At 66.5% G+C, this 14,007-nt stretch carries 13 protein-coding genes; 5 read left to right on the plus strand and 8 right to left on the minus strand.

The features are described from left to right. Nucleotides 1–14: 14 nt before the first annotated feature. From AC07U1_RS13410 to AC07U1_RS13420, 3 genes are read right to left on the minus strand one after another with little or no spacing between them, the layout of a single operon-like run. Nucleotides 15–539, minus strand: coding sequence for a rod shape-determining protein MreD (locus AC07U1_RS13410; RefSeq protein WP_187142214.1), 525 nt, complete (start codon nucleotides 537–539; stop codon nucleotides 15–17). Continuing rightward, nucleotides 536–1,423 (minus strand): rod shape-determining protein MreC, encoded by an 888-nt coding sequence (mreC, locus tag AC07U1_RS13415; protein ID WP_187142213.1) that lies wholly within the window; start codon nucleotides 1,421–1,423, stop codon nucleotides 536–538. Before mreC ends, AC07U1_RS13410 begins: the two co-directional genes overlap by 4 nt. A 17-nt stretch (nucleotides 1,424–1,440) precedes the next feature. Then, nucleotides 1,441–2,487: a rod shape-determining protein gene (locus tag AC07U1_RS13420; RefSeq protein ID WP_056347999.1), complete on the minus strand. Its 1,047-nt coding sequence runs from the start codon at nucleotides 2,485–2,487 to the stop codon at nucleotides 1,441–1,443. A 186-nt stretch (nucleotides 2,488–2,673) separates the two neighbouring features. On the opposite strand from AC07U1_RS13420, the gene mutL reads away from it, so the two are divergent. Together mutL and AC07U1_RS13430 are read left to right on the plus strand one after the other, a co-directional pair. Continuing rightward, the gene (mutL, locus tag AC07U1_RS13425; protein WP_495176153.1) at nucleotides 2,674–4,494 is read left to right on the plus strand and encodes a DNA mismatch repair endonuclease MutL; all 1,821 of its coding nucleotides are present in this window, start codon (nucleotides 2,674–2,676) and stop codon (nucleotides 4,492–4,494) included. A 69-nt stretch (nucleotides 4,495–4,563) separates the two neighbouring features. Further along, entirely contained in the window at nucleotides 4,564–5,043 is a 480-nt protein-coding gene (locus tag AC07U1_RS13430) for a hypothetical protein (RefSeq protein ID WP_495176152.1), read from the plus strand. Between the two features lie 6 nt (nucleotides 5,044–5,049). Here the strand turns inward: AC07U1_RS13430 and AC07U1_RS13435 are convergent, their stop codons facing one another. Next, nucleotides 5,050–6,615, minus strand: a complete 1,566-nt coding sequence (locus AC07U1_RS13435) for an alkaline phosphatase D family protein (RefSeq protein ID WP_056347991.1) — start codon at nucleotides 6,613–6,615, stop codon at nucleotides 5,050–5,052. Between the two features lie 170 nt (nucleotides 6,616–6,785). Here AC07U1_RS13435 and AC07U1_RS13440 point away from each other — a divergent pair, with 170 nt between their 5' ends. After that, entirely contained in the window at nucleotides 6,786–7,823 is a 1,038-nt protein-coding gene (locus AC07U1_RS13440; protein ID WP_495176151.1) for a DUF2167 domain-containing protein, read from the plus strand. 6 nt (nucleotides 7,824–7,829) lie between these two features. Here the strand turns inward: AC07U1_RS13440 and AC07U1_RS13445 are convergent, their stop codons facing one another. Beyond that, nucleotides 7,830–8,561, minus strand: a complete 732-nt coding sequence (locus tag AC07U1_RS13445; protein ID WP_495176150.1) for a MauE/DoxX family redox-associated membrane protein — start codon at nucleotides 8,559–8,561, stop codon at nucleotides 7,830–7,832. A gap of 41 nt (nucleotides 8,562–8,602) precedes the next feature. Here AC07U1_RS13445 and AC07U1_RS13450 point away from each other — a divergent pair, with 41 nt between their 5' ends. Next, a complete protein-coding gene (locus tag AC07U1_RS13450; RefSeq protein ID WP_187142208.1) occupies nucleotides 8,603–9,007 on the plus strand; it encodes a MerR family transcriptional regulator in 405 nt (134 codons plus the stop codon). Nucleotides 9,008–9,035: 28 nt separating this feature from the next. Here AC07U1_RS13450 and ychF read toward each other — a convergent pair whose 3' ends face one another. Then, on the minus strand, nucleotides 9,036–10,133 hold the full coding sequence (gene ychF, locus AC07U1_RS13455; RefSeq protein WP_187142207.1) for a redox-regulated ATPase YchF: 1,098 nt from the start codon (nucleotides 10,131–10,133) through the stop codon (nucleotides 9,036–9,038). A gap of 130 nt (nucleotides 10,134–10,263) precedes the next feature. Here ychF and AC07U1_RS13460 point away from each other — a divergent pair, with 130 nt between their 5' ends. After that, entirely contained in the window at nucleotides 10,264–10,926 is a 663-nt protein-coding gene (locus AC07U1_RS13460; protein ID WP_495176149.1) for a CAP domain-containing protein, read from the plus strand. A gap of 53 nt (nucleotides 10,927–10,979) precedes the next feature. On the opposite strand, the gene AC07U1_RS13465 is transcribed toward AC07U1_RS13460, so the two are convergent. Continuing rightward, nucleotides 10,980–12,845 (minus strand): PhoX family protein, encoded by a 1,866-nt coding sequence (locus tag AC07U1_RS13465; RefSeq protein WP_495176148.1) that lies wholly within the window; start codon nucleotides 12,843–12,845, stop codon nucleotides 10,980–10,982. 145 nt (nucleotides 12,846–12,990) lie between these two features. Then, a complete protein-coding gene (locus AC07U1_RS13470; RefSeq protein WP_495176147.1) occupies nucleotides 12,991–13,986 on the minus strand; it encodes an SDR family oxidoreductase in 996 nt (331 codons plus the stop codon). Nucleotides 13,987–14,007 lie beyond the last annotated feature (21 nt).

The following is a 14,007-nucleotide window of genomic DNA, read 5'->3' on the forward strand; positions in this document are numbered from 1 at the left end:
GGCATGGGTGGGAACTATCGGCGTTTCAGGCGGAAATTGTCAAACATGCCGGTCAGCCGCATGAACAGCGGGACGAGCAGCGCCGACACGATGATCTGCGGGGCCACGAGGCCGAGAACCTTGCCGGTGTGCGCATCGGGATGCGCGATCAGCGCCGCGAGCGACTGAATGATCGCGACGAGCAGCGCGGCGATCGCCCAGTCGTGAAAGAAGCCGCGCCAATAGATACGCTGCGAAAAATACTGGATCGCGATGCTGGCAAAGGTCCACAGCGCGATCGCCGAGCCGATCGGTGCGCCGCTGAACAGATCGTCCCACAGGCCCAGCGGCAGGCCGATCCACACCGGCCACATTTCGATGCGCAGCAATTGCCAGCACAGGAAGAACAGCAGCCCGAGCGGCGGCAGCACCGGCGAACTGGCGACCATCGGCAGCATCAGCGGCAGCGCGGAGGCGATCATGACGCTGGCCACGGGCACCATCCGCATCCGCCACAGCGAGGCGGGCTCGCCCAGCCGGCGCGTGTCGGTGCGGTTCATGGCGCGGGCGCCGGGGCGGGGGCCGCCTGCGCCTCGATATTGTCGGGGGTGTAGGCGCGCAGCACGGATACGGCGTCGACCTGGGCCGGGTCTGCGAGCGGGCGAGCGAGAGCGCCGTCAGCGGTACGCCGGACGACGATCGCGACGGGAATATTAGGCGGATACAACCCTCCGGTGCCCGAGGTGACGAGGATATCGCCGGGTTTGAACGGATTGTTCGCGATGTTGAGGGTGCGGATATCGAGGTCGCCGTTGCCCCGGCCGTTGGCGAGCGCGGGGAGCCCGTCGCGAGCGCGACGAATCGGCACGACATTGTCGATGTCGGTGAGCAGCAGCACCTGCGAAACCGAGGGGCCGCTCGACAGCACCCGCCCGATCAGCCCATCGGCCCCGCGAACCGGCTGCCCCGACGCGACGCCGAGGTTGCGCCCGATGCTGAGCAGCGCGATGCGCTTGCTGCTTGTCGAGGTCGAGGTGAGCAGATAGCCGTTGGCAAAGGCGGCCTTGTCGGTTTCCTGCAGCTTGAGCAGTGCCTTGAGCTGGCGATTTTCTTCCTGTAGCGCGCTCGTCGCGACCAGCTGGCGCCGCGTATCGGCGAGTTCCTTGCGCAAGCGGCGGTTCTGCGACCCCGCGCCGACATAGGCCGACACCCAGTCGTCGATGCCCGAGATCGAACCGATGATCGAGCGGCTGCCGCGCGCGACCGGCGCCGTCACCTCATGGCTCGCGACGCGCAGCGCCGCGAAACCCACGGGATCGGCAACCGACAGGATTGCCAGCAACAGGCCCGCCACCGCCCCGGTCACCGCGATGACATAGGCGACGAACAGGCTCGTCTGGGCCTTGCGGGATTGCCCCGGACGTCGATGTGCCGGGCGGACCATGATGCAGCTTTACCCTATCAGGCTTGCTGGAGCACGCCGCGGAAGGCGGGGTCTTCCATCGCGCGGCCGGTGCCGATCGCGACGCAGGTCAGCGGATCCTCGGCCACCGTCACCGGCAGGCCGGTCGCGTCCTTGAGCAGTTCGTCGAGCTCGGCGATCAGCGCGCCGCCGCCGGTCAGGACAATGCCTTGGTCGACGATGTCGGCAGCGAGTTCGGGCGCGGTGTTTTCGAGCGCGATGCGCACGCCCTCGACGATCGTGCCGATCGGTTCGGACAGCGCTTCGGCGATCTGCGCCTGGTTGATCGAGATTTCCTTGGGCACCCCGTTGACGAGGTCGCGGCCCTTGATGTGGATGGTCAGACCGACGCCATCCGCGGGAATCCGCGCGATGCCGAAATCCTTCTTGATCCGCTCGGCGGTCGCTTCGCCGATGAGCAGATTATGGTGGCGGCGGACATAGGAGACGATCGATTCGTCCATCTTGTCGCCGCCGGCGCGGACCGAGGTGGTGTAAGCGAGACCGCGGAGCGAAAGCACCGCGACTTCGGTGGTGCCGCCGCCGATGTCGACGACCATCGAACCGATCGGTTCGGTCACCGGCATGTCGGCACCGATCGCGGCGGCCATCGGTTCTTCGATCAGCCACACTTCGCTCGCGCCGGCGTTCGATGCGGCATCGCGGATCGCGCGGCGTTCGACGCTGGTCGAGCCCGAGGGGACGCAGATCACGATTTCGGGGCTGCGGAACGCATTGGGCTTGCCGCCATGCACCTTGGTTATGAAGTGCTTGATCATCTGTTCGGCGACGTCGATGTCGGCGATGACGCCGTCGCGCAACGGGCGGATCGCCTCGATGCTGTCGGGGGTCTTGCCCATCATCAGCTTGGCGTCGTCGCCGACCGCCTTGACGCGCTTGACCCCGTTGATCGTCTCGACCGCGACGACCGAAGGCTCGTTGAGCACGATGCCCTTGCCGCGGACGTAAACCACCGTATTGGCAGTGCCGAGGTCGATCGCCATGTCTTGGGAATTGAACTTAAACCAACGCGAAAAAAAGGACATCGATCGTCATTCCTGTCTTCATGCGGACGGACCGCCCCGTCGCCAATATTCAGCGCGCTTTCCCGTCCGTCAACAGGACCAAATCTGAGGGAGATTCCGGCCGTCCCTGGTGGGGCTGGCTGGACGGGAAGATAAGGCTGTGCGGGTGGGTCGCGATTTGCGCCCGACTGCGCTAGGAGAGGGACTATGTCAATACGCCGCCTGCCCGAAACCCTCGTAAATCGGATCGCAGCCGGTGAAGTGGTCGAAAGACCGGCTGCGGCGCTAAAAGAACTGGTTGAAAACGCCATCGACGCGGGTTCGTGCCGAATTTCGGTGCGAATCGCCGATGGCGGAATCGCGCGAATCGAGGTCGAGGACGACGGGTCGGGCATGACCCCCGCCGACATGGCGCTGGCGCTCGAACGCCATGCCACCTCGAAGCTCCCCGACGACGCGATCGAGGCGGTCACGACGCTCGGGTTTCGCGGCGAGGCGCTGCCGTCGATCGCCAGCGTCGCGCGGCTGACGCTCGAAAGCCGGACGCCCGGCGCCGACGGCTGGCGGCGGGTCGTCGACAATGGTGCGGTGGTGGACGAAGGGCCCGCGGCGCTGGCCAAGGGCACCCGCGTGCTGGTCGAGGACCTGTTCGCGCGCGTCCCCGCGCGCCGCAAATTCCTGCGCAGCGGGCGCAGCGAATATGCCGCGTGCCTCGACGTGGTGAAGCGCCTCGCCATGGCCAATCCGGAGGTCGGTTTCACACTGGAGCATGACGGACGCCGGGTACTCGACGTGCAGGCTGGACAGGACCGGCTGGCGCGCGTTGCGGCGCTGACCAGCCGCGACCTGGCCGGCAACAGCATCGGGGTCGATCTCGACCGCGGCGACGTGCATCTGGGCGGGGTGATCAGCCTGCCGACCTACAATCGCGGTATTTCCGACCACCAATATCTCTTCGTCAACGGCCGACCGGTGAAGGACCGGCTGCTCGTCGGGGCGCTACGCGGCGCTTATGCCGACCTGCTCGCGCGGGATCGCCATCCCGTCGTCGCGCTGTTCCTCGACGTGCCGACCAGCGAGGTCGACGTGAACGTCCACCCCGCCAAGACCGAGGTGCGCTTTCGCGACCCGCAACTGGTGCGCGGCATGATCGTCGGCGGGCTACGCCGCGCGCTTGACGAACATGGCTTTCGCAGCGTCCAGTGCCCGGCAGAGGCGGCGCTCGCCGCCTGGCAGCAGGAGCCGGTGGCACCGGCGCCGACGACCGGCTTCCTTTTCGGCGCCGCGCCGCGCACCGAACCCGCGGTGCATCTGTTCGGCGCCGATATCGCGCCGCCCGCCGCCGATGTCGCGCGCGTTTATGACCGGCTTGTGCCCTTCGCTTCGGCGCCCGCGCCGCTCGCCGGCCGCGCCGAGGTTGCCGTCGCCCCCGTGCCCGAAGCCGAAGCCCATCCGCTCGGCATTGCGCGCGGTCAGATCGCCAAAACCTATATCGTCGCCGAGGCCGAGGACGGGCTCGTCATCGTCGACCAGCATGCCGCGCACGAACGGCTGGTGCTCGAACAGCTGCGCGGCGGCATGACGGGCCGCGCGGTGCCCTCGCAAGGGCTGCTCCTCCCCGAGGTGGTCGAACTCGACGAGCCCGCCTGCGACCGGCTCGAGGCGGCGGCGGGCGAACTTGCGGCGCTCGGCGTCGAACTCGAACGCTTCGGCCCCGCCGCGGTGATGGTCCGCGCGACTCCCGCGATGCTCGGCAATATAGATTGCATCAAGCTCGTCACCGACATCGCCGACGATCTCGCGGGTTATGACGCCGCGCTGGGACTCAACGAAAAGCTCGAACTCGTCGCTGCCACGATGGCCTGCCACGGCTCGGTCCGCGCCGGCCGCACGCTGGGCGTCGCCGAGATGAATGCGCTGCTCCGCCAGATGGAAATCACCCCGCATTCGGGCCAGTGCAATCATGGTCGCCCGACCTGGGTAAAGCTCGCGATGGACGATGTTGAAAGGCTTTTCGGGCGGAAATAGAATTTTTTGCTCGGCTTTGGGACGAAATCGGGGCTAGGGGGCGAGCTCCCCTCCATGGAGTATCCATCAATGAAATTGACGATTGCTGCGCCGCTTGGCGTTGCCCTCCTCCTCGCGGCCTGTTCGGGCGAACCCCAGGCGGAAAAGGCGGCCGCGCCGGCTCCGGTTGCGGAAAAGGCCGATGTGCCCGACACCGGCAGCGAAAAGCCGATCGAACTGGCCGCGATCGGCAAGGGCGAATTGCTCGCGCTGCAGGGCGAACGCGCGTGCCGTTTCACGATCGACGGGCAGGATGCGCCCGCGCTCGTCGTCAAGACCGACGTCGACGCGAACGCGACCGCACAGGGTGCGGTCAAGGTCGGCAGCCGCGTTCAGCGTATCGCGGGCCCGGGCGGCTTCGACGAGTTGAAGAAGGGCATGGACCTTTCGGGCCCGGGTCTCAGCCTGACCGTCGAACCGTCGGAAGGCGGCACGAAGGCCAAGCTTGCGGCGAGCCGCCCGTTTGGCAGCCCGACCAGCTTCGAGGGTGACTGGAGCTGCGACGCCTGAGGCGTTTCAGCTCATCTTGATCCCGGCGACGCCGTTTTCGACCACGCCGGTCGCACGCTTCGACAGCGTGTTGACCGGCGTCGTCACCTTGTCGACCACCATGAAATGCGTCTGCCACGCCTCGCGATTGACGTCGCAGACCATATAACCGCGCTGGTCATTGGCGAATTTCAACTCGGGGTTGAGCGCCAGCCATTCGTCGGTGCCCTGGCGCTTGTCGCTGCCGTCGCCGCCGCTGGTGATCGATGTGCCGACGAACTCGCCGCCGACGACCTTGTCCTTGAGCACCAGGTCGCCGCAGAAATTCTGATGTTCGTCGCCGGTCAGCACGACGCAGTTCTTCAGCCCCGCCATGCGGGACAACACCCGCTCGCGCGGCTGCTCATATCCCGCCCAGCTGTCGAGGTTGAGGATTTTCGCCGGCTCGTCGGGTTTGCGGCGCCGGTCGAGCGACATCATCGTGATCTGCTGTGCCAGCGCGTTCCACGTCGCGCCGCCCTTTGCCAGGTTGCGCCCGAGCCATTCTTCCTGCGCCTTGCCGAGCACTTGCGCGTCCTTGCCGTTCACCTCGGGGCAGGCGGGCTTGAACCCGTCGCCGCACGGCTGGTCGCTGCGATATTGCCGCGTGTCGAGCAACTGCATCGCCATCAGGTCACCATAACGGAACTCGCGGTTCATCGCGACCATGCCGCCGCGCGGCAGCAACGCCCTGCGCACCGGCATATGCTCGTACCACGCCTGCATCGCCGCCTGTTTCTTCAGCATGAAGACTTCGGGCGGCGCGGCATCGGGGTCGTTGCCGGGTAGGCCCATCTTCCAATTGTCGATGTCCGACACCCAGTCGTTGCGGATCTCGTGATCATCGAAACTCGACAGAAAGGCGTGGACCGACCGCGCCGCCTGCAAATCGATGTCGCCGAGTTGCTGGCTATAGGCCGTACGGAAATCTTCGAGGTCGACCAGCGCGCGAAACGCATGCTTGCGCACCGGGCGCGTCGGCAGCCCGGTGTTGAACAGATATTCCTCGCTATATTCGTAAATGAAGTCACCATAATGATAGACGAAGGCAAGGTCCTCGCGCGCGAGGTGGCGGTAGGCGCCGAAGAAGCCTGCCTCGAAATGCTGGCAGCCCGCGACGCCGAATTTCAGCGCCTCGGCCCTGGCGCCGGGGGCGGGCAGGGTCCGCGCGCGCCCGCGCAGGCTGCGTTCGCCGCCCGCGGTAAAGCGGTAAAAATAGGGCCGGTCGGGCTGCAATCCCGCGACCTCGACATGGACGCTGTGCGCGAGTTCGGGGCGCGCGAGGTCGGTGCCCTTGGCGACGATTTCGCGAAACCCGCTGTCGGGCGACACTTCCCAGTCGACCGGGATGTTGGTCAGCGGCATGCCGCCGTGGCGCTCCATCGGTTCGGGCGCGAGCCGGGTCCAGATGACGAACCCGTCGCTCGCCGGATCGCCCGCCGCGACCCCCAGCTTGAAGGGAAAATCGCGGAACAGTCCCTGCGCGCGCACGATCGCCGGTGCGGCGAGTCCGGCGAGCGTCGCTCCGGCGAGAAAAGAGCGGCGATTATACATGGCAGTTCCCATTGTCTGATGATTCGGCGTTGCGCCGGACATAGCCCAGCCGATGCGGAAATCCCATGTACCGCGATCATGACAAAAGGGTTGCGGGCTGCGGCGGGATCGGGCTTGCGGTGCGCTGGTCTTTCTGGAACTAGGGACTCATCTATCCGGGGGGGAAGATCATGATCACACTGCTGAAATCGCGTGCAGCTCTGTCCGTCGCCGGCGCCGTGGCGCTCGCGGTGCTGATGCCCGCCGCCAGCGCGACCACCGCGCCCAGCCCTGCCGCCGAACAGGCGGCGATCGCGGCGCAGCGACAGGCGGCCGACCGCCTGACCAAGTCGATGAAGCGCCAGACGGGGACGATCCATATCGCGGTCGCGAACGCCGACCTCAATCTGGGCGACGCCTATTATTTCGTGGGTCCTGAGGAGGCGCGGACGATCCTCGTCGATGTCTGGCGCAACCCGCCTGGGGCCGCGACGGGAGTGCTCGGCATGGTCTTTCCGAAAGGCAAGAGCTTCACCGACGACACCTGGTCGGCCGTCATCACCTTCGAGGACACCGGCTATGTCTCCGACGACGATGCCAAGACGATCGACTACAACGAGATGCTGGCGAATATGAAGGCGGCCGACGAGGAACAGGCGCCCGCTACGCGCGCCGAAGGCTATCCGGCCGGCATCCTGCAGCGCTGGGCGCAGGCGCCAACCTATGACGCCCAGAAACACTCGCTGGTCTGGGCGCGCGACATCAAATTCGACGGTATGGCGCAGGACACGCTCAACTACGACATCCGCCTGCTCGGCCGCTCGGGGGTGCTCAGCATGAACATCCTCGCCGACATGGGCCAGCTTGCCGAGGTCCGCGAGGCGGCCAAGACCTTCGCTACAGTCGGCAGCTTCCGCACCGGGGCGCGCTATGCCGACTATAATCCCTCGACCGACAAAAAGGCCGAATATGGCCTTGCCGGGCTGGTCGCCGTCGGCGCGACGGCGGCGGTCGCAAAGAAGGTCGGGCTGCTCGCGGTGCTCCTCAAATTCGGCAAGTTCATCGTGATCGGCGTCATCGCCCTGTTCGCGGCTTTCCGCAACGCGATCGGCGGCTTGTTCGGGCGCAAGCCGGCGCTCGACGCCGCCGAATGGCAGGACGAAAATCACATCGCGCCCGCCGAACCCGCCGAAAGCGATGATCCGGCTGACAAGCCCCCGGCGCAATAGTCCCGATCAGCCGACGAGCATCCAGACCGCCATGCCGATCATCGCCAGATTTTCGGTCAACGAAACAAAGCCCAGCGGCACCTTGCTGCTGCCGCCGACGCAGGCGCATTTGAGCTCGCGCTTGTCGATATAGACCGCCTTGAACACCGACACCGCGCCGATGGTGCCGATGAACAGCGCGACGGGGATCGACAGCCAGGGCAGGGCGTGCGCGGTCATCAGCACACCCGCCAGCCCCTCGGCGAAGGGATAGACTTTGCCGTAGGGCACCCATCGCTTTGCGAGCAGGTCATAGTTCAGGAACATCGTCGAAAAACTGTCGACTTCCTGCAGTTTGAGTAGGGCAAGCACGACCATGCTGAACGAGACGAACCATTCCGCCGCCTGAATCGTCAGCGCCGTGCCGAACGCCGCATGGCTGGCGGCCACCGCCATCAGCGCTGTCATCGCGAACAGCGCGATCACCGGGCGGTAACTGACCGCGTCGGGATCGCGCACGCGCAGGCCGAAATGGCGGCGCAGATCGTCATGGCCGCCGATCCGCTCGCCGTCGATGAAGGTCTGCGGCGTCGTCTTGACGCCGTGTTCGGCCTTGAAGGCATCGACCGCCTCGCGCGTCGTCAGCCAACGGTCGTCGACCGTGAAGCCTTTCCGTTCGAGCAGATATTTGGCCTTCAGGCCATAGGGGCAGGTGTGGCCGGGCATGACCATGCGATAGAGGGTTGCTTGTCTCGTCATGCCCCCCATATCGCATCCGTACCATGGTACGGAGTCAAGCGATGCAGATCACCATCGGGAAATTGGCCGCCGCCGGCGGCGTCGGGGTCGAAACGATTCGCTATTATCAGCGGCGCGGCCTGCTCGCGACGCCCGCGCGCACTGGCGGCGACGGCTGGGGCGGAGGAATCCGACGCTATGATGCGGATGATCTGAGGCGCCTGAAATTCATCCGCGCGGCGCAGGGCGCGGGCTTCACGCTCGACGAGATCGGCGAATTGCTCGAACTTGAGGTGGGCGACGATCGCGTGCAGGTGCGCCACCTCGCACGTCAGCGGATCGAGGCCCTCGACGCCAAGATCGCGCAGATGACCGAAACCCGCGCCGCGCTTTCACGCCTCGCCGACCAATGCGCGGCGAGCGACAAGGGACCATGCCCGATCCTGGCGGCGTTCGAGCCAGCCTGATTCCTTTCCCGCTTGCGGGAAGGGAGGATCAACTATGCAGGAAGTGCATCACGTCGCCGTCATGGACGACATAGGCCTTGCCCTCGGCGCGCAGCTTGCCGGCTTCGCGCGCCTTGGCTTCACCGCCCAGCGCGACATAGTCGTCGTAAGCGATGGTCTCGGCGCGGATGAAGCCCTTCTGGAAATCGCTGTGGATTTCGCCCGCCGCCTCGGGCGCGGTGGCGCCGGTGTGGACGGTCCAGGCCCGCGCTTCCTGCGGACCGACGGTGAAGAAGGTCAGCAGATGGAGCAGTTCGTATCCGGCGCGAATGACCCGCGCGAGGCCGGTTTCGTGCAGCCCCATTTCCTCGAGGAATTCCATCCGGTCGGCCATCTCCATCGTCACCAGTTCGCTTTCGATCGCGGCGGAGACGACAACGGCCTGCGCGCCCTCGGCGGCGGCCTTGGCGAAGACTTTCTTGGAGAAAGCGTTGCCGTTGGCGGCGCTGCCTTCGTCGACGTTGCAGACATAGAGGACGGGCTTGCTGGTCAGCAGCTGCGCGGTGCGCAGCACGCGGGCTTCCTCCTCGTCCTTCGGCTCGGTCAACCGTGCCGGCTTGCCTTCGCGCAGCAGTTCGAGCGTCTGGCCCAGCACCGAGGCCGCGATCTTCGATTCCTTGTCGCCCTGCGCGGCTTTCTTCACAAAGGCGGGGACGCGCTTTTCGAGGCTTTCGAGGTCGGAGAGCAGCAGCTCGGTTTCGACCGTCTCGGCATCGGCGACCGGATCGACGCGGTTTTCGACATGCTGGATGTCGTCATCCTCGAAACAGCGCAGGACATGGACGATCGCATCGACTTCGCGGATGTTGCCGAGGAACTGGTTGCCGAGGCCTTCGCCCTTCGACGCGCCGCGCACTAGGCCCGCGATGTCGACGAAGGCGAGCTGGGTCGCGATGATCTTCTTGCTGCCCGCGATGGCGGCGAGCTTTTCGAGCCGCGCGTCGGGCACTGCGACGTTGCCGATGTTCGGCTCGATCGTGCAGAAGGGGTAATTGGCCGCCTGCGCCGCTGCCGTTTCGGTCAGCGCGTTGAACAGGGTGGACTTGCCGACGTTGGGCAGTCCGACGATGCCGCATTTGAAACCCATAAAAACTCCATGCCTCCGGCGGGAGCCGGCGTCGTTCGCGCCCCTAGCGCCAAGTGGCCGCCGACACCAGCCTTTGCCGCCGATGCGAAAGCGGTTGCGGCAGGTTCAGTCTTGAGCCCTTATCGCGCCGATGATGAGAATAGCGATCCGATGGGCGGCGGTTGCGGTGATCGCGGCGACGAGTGTGGCCGGGGTCGGCGCGGCGACGAGCCGTTTCGAAACCGGCGTGCTTGCCGAACTCAACCGCTTTCGCGGCGATCCTTCGGGCTATGCGGCGGTGCTGCGCGCCTATCGCCCGCGTTTCGAGGGCAAGCTGCTTGTCGGCGAGGGCGGCAGCGAGATCGACATCATGACCAGCGAGGGTGTGGCGGCGGTCGACGAGGCGATCCGCGACCTGCGTCCCGCCAGGCCGCTCTCCCGTCTCCGGTACAGCCCGCTTCTCGCGCGTGCCGCCGCCGACCATGTCGCGATGCAGTCACGCTCGGGCGCAGTCGGCCACGAGACGAACGGGCGCGGTCCGGGTGAGCGCGTCAGGGCGCGCGGCGGCGGACCCTATGTCAACGAGGTGATTACCTATGGCCATCACAGTCCGGCCTCGGTCGTCCAGCAGCTGCTGATCGACGACGGCGTGCCCGACCGGGGCCATCGACTCAGCTTGCTGCGTGAGAGCCATCGCTATGCCGGGGTGGCGTGCGGCACGCACAAGGTTCATCGCACGATGTGCGTGATCCTGATGGCGCGCACCGCCGACGGCCTGCCGGTGGTGCAGCGGCCGGAGAAAGCCGAAAAATAGAGGGGCCAGCCTCTCGCCGAGAGGCTGGCCCCGTCGTTACCGGACGGCGCGGCTCAGTTGCCGACCGGCTGGTTGTCGGTCCGGCGCACCACGATCGTCGACGAGCGCGGCTGTTGGCCCGAAACCGGCCAGTTGCCCGTCGGATGCTGGATGTTGACGAAGAAGGTACGAAGGTCGGGCGTATAGGCGAGCCCGGTGATCTCGCAGCCGACCGGGCCGACGAGGAAGCGTTTCGACTGCTTCGTCGCCTGGTCGAGGTAGAACATCGCGTTCTGTCCGACCGTGTCCTCGATGCTGACGCCCGAGGCGCCGGAGGTGCCGGGGACGCTATGGTCGGTCTGCACCCACAGGCGACCCTGCGGGTCGATGCGGATGCCGTCGGGGCTGGAGAAGGTGTCGCCGTTGATATTGCCCGTCAGGTTCGACCCGCCCGACGCCCAGGCCGGGTCGCCCGCCAGCAGGAAGATTTCCCAGTTGAACTTGGTCGCCAGCGGCGAATCGCCTTCCTCGCGGAACTTCAGGATATGGCCGTGGCGGTTGGTAACGCGCGGGTTGGCGGGGTCGGTGACGCGGCGCCCGCTGTTGTTGGTCAGCGTGACGAACACCGCCTTATTGTCGGGGGCGACCGTGATCCACTCGGGACGATCCATCACGGTGCCGCCCGCGACGCGCGCCGCCGATTGGCAGTTGATCAGCACGTCGGCCTGATTGTTGAAGTTGACGATCGTCGGCGCCGGTGGCGTCGTGCTCTGGCTGACATTGCCGGGGTCCGACGCGCCCGCGGTCAGGCCGTTCTGGCCGACGACCAGCGCGCGCCATTCGCCCGTGCCGTCGCCGTTGAAACGCGCGACGTAGAGAGTGCCATAGTCGAGCAGGTCGGTGTTCGCGGCGCGGTTGGTGGCGCTATAGGCCCGGTCGGGGATGAATTTGTAGATGCACCCGGGGGTCGAGTCGTCGCCCATATAAAAAGCGACGCGGCGGTCGGCGTTCGCCATGAAGGCGACGTTCTCGTGGCTGAAGCGGCCCATCGCGGTGCGCTTGGTCGGCGCCGCCAGTTCGCGCAGCGGATCGATCTCGACCACCCAGCCATAATCGTTCGCGGGCTTGGTAGGGTCGAGATAATTGTCGGTGGTTTCCTCGCAGGTCAGATAGGTGTCCCACGGGGTCCGGCCGCTGGCGCAATTGTTGAGCATGCCCTTGATGCTGCCCGACAGCAGGCCCGCCGCGGGGCCACCGGCGCGATAGGCGCTGTTGCCGGTGTAGCGACGGTTATAGGTCGATCCCGCCTGCACCGACCATTTGCCGTCGCTGCCCTTCGAAATCTCGACGACGCCGATGCCGACCGCCGACAGGGCGATCGCCTTCTGGTCGGCGCTGGCGGTCGCCGGGTCGTAGTTGCCCGCCATCAGGATGTTGAAATCGGGATATTCGAAGTTCAGCGCCAGCAGGCCGCGGTTGTTCGCATCGACGCCCGGAAAGGCGAAATATTCCATGCCGTCATGGTTGCCGCCGGCCCATTTCTCGGCGACCGCGGGGCTGGCGGGGAAGCTGCCCGAATAGGGGGTGCCGGTCTCGACCGAATCGCCCGCCTTCAGCAGTACGTCGACGGTGTAGCCCGCCGGCACGGTGACCGTGTCGTTGCGGTTCGCGGCGACCGAGGTGAAATTGACCGCGAAGCTCGGCGGCGTCGGGGTCGGCGTGGGGGTCGGGGTGGGCGTCGGCGGCACCGTCACCACCGGATCGCCATCGGTGTTGCACGCCGCGAGCGCCGGCAGCACCGACAGGCCGAACAGGCCGTTGACGAGCAGCGAGCGGCGCGACGGGTTGGCGGCGACGATCGCTTCCAGGCTGTTCGGGCCGTCGAGATCGGCGGTCGCGCGGCGATACGGCGCGCGGGCTTCGTCGGTAAGATGTGACATGCAGTACCCCTGTTGTTCGGTTGAGCCCCGGAGCTGGATCGCTCCGATGAGGTGGCTCCCGATGGCAGGGGGAGGTGTCAGCGTTGTTGCTTGAACATGTCAGGCCGGCATGACTTGCATGACACCGATGTGACAACCGGCTCCGTCAGTCGTGCACCGCGCGGACCAGCGGTCCAAGCTGGCCGCCGCCCAGCCATGCTAGCTGGACCTCGGCCGAGACCTTGTTGATCGCCTCCTGCGGCTTGCTGCCCGGATGCACCGCGCGGCGCAGCGGGCGGGTGCCGGCGGGCATCGCCATGATCTCGGCGATCGCGCGCGGCACGTCGGCGGGGTCGGCGCTGCGCCCGCTGCCGTCCTCGGTCCCCATACCGCGTGTGAAGGGGGCATAAGCTGCGAGCAGGTCGCCATCGCTGCGGCCCTTCAGCGCGCCGGTATAGATGTTGCGGTTGACCCATACCCTGGTCGGATAACCGCCGGGCTGGATGATCGTCACCTCGATGCCGTGCGGCACCAACTCATAGGCGAGCTGTTCGGACAAGGCTTCGACCGCGAATTTGGTCGCCGAATAATGGCCGCCGCCGGGCACGATGACGCGGCCGAGCTGCGACGATATGTTGAAGATCTGCCCGCCCTTCGCCGCCCGCATCTGCGGCAACAACGCGCGCAGCATGCGCTGGATGCCCAGCACATTGGTTTCGAAGATGAGGCGCGTCGCCTCCATATCCTGCACCTCGACCGGCCCGGTGATGCCGATGCCGGCATTGTTGACGAGCGTGTCGATGCGCCCGCCCGCGATCTTCAACGCCGCGGCGGTGCCGCTGGCGACCGATGCATCGTCGGTGACGTCGATCTCCACGACATGCAGGTCGAGCTTGTCCGTCTTCGCCTCGGCGATCAGGCTGTCGGCTTCCGGTCGCGGCGTGTTGCGCATCGTCGCGATCACCTTCGCGCCATGTTTCGCGTAGAGCAGCGCCCCGATCCGCCCGAACCCGCTCGACGCGCCGGTGATCAGCACGGTGCGGCCCTTCAGCGCATCGGGCGCCAGCGGTTCGGCGGCACGCAACAGGCCGGGCACGGCGGCGGTCAGCGCGGCGGCACCGGCGAGCAACTGGCGGCGATTGGGGGATGCGGAGTAGGGCATGAGGAGGCTCCTTTCGGGGCG

The organism is Sphingopyxis sp. GW821-FHT02C12, assembly GCF_059421785.1.